Source organism: Mesorhizobium sp. WSM4820 (assembly GCF_055811075.1).
Genome location: NZ_JBVVQN010000080.1, coordinates 1 through 637, shown reverse-complemented (window position 1 = coordinate 637; position 637 = coordinate 1). Strand labels below are relative to the sequence as shown.

The window sequence follows — 637 nt, the reverse complement described above, 5'->3', positions numbered from 1 at the left end:
TGCACGGCACCGACGCGGTAACGCCGATCGACGAGACGCTCAGGGCGCTCGACGATCTGGTTGCCAGCGGTAAGGTCCGCTATGTCGGCGTCTCGAACTGGGCGGCCTGGCGCATCGCCAAGGCATTGGGCATCGCCGAACGCAAGGGCTTTGCCCGTTTTGAGACGGTCCAGTCCTACTATTCGATCGCCGGCCGCGATCTGGAGCGCGAGATCGTGCCGCTGCTCAACGAGGAGAAGCTTGGGCTGATGGTCTGGTCGCCGATGGCGGGCGGGCTGCTTTCCGGCAAATACGGACCCGGCGCGCCCGGCAATGGCGAGGGCCGCCGCGCCAGCTTCAATTTCCCGCCGGTCAATGAAGACCGCGCCTGGGCGGCGGTCGCCGTCATGCGCGAGATCGCCGGCAAGCACGGCGTCAGCGTCGCCACGGTGGCACTTGGCTATGTCTTGGCCAAGCCTTTCGTGATGAGCGTGATCATCGGCGCCAGCCGCATGGAGCAGCTCGAACAGAACCTTGCCGCCACCGCGTTGAAGCTCGACAGCGACGATCTTGCTCGTCTCGACGAAGTCAGCGCGCTGCCATCCGAATATCCGGGCTGGATGCTCGAGCGCCAGGCGGCTGGCCGGCGTCCGGCGCC

The 637-nt window shown here is 66.6% G+C and carries 1 protein-coding gene; it reads left to right on the top strand.

The window, feature by feature from the left end:
* Positions 1–637 (top strand): aldo/keto reductase (locus tag AC0L2R_RS33800; protein ID WP_473514117.1); only part of this gene is annotated, 637 nt, incomplete at both ends.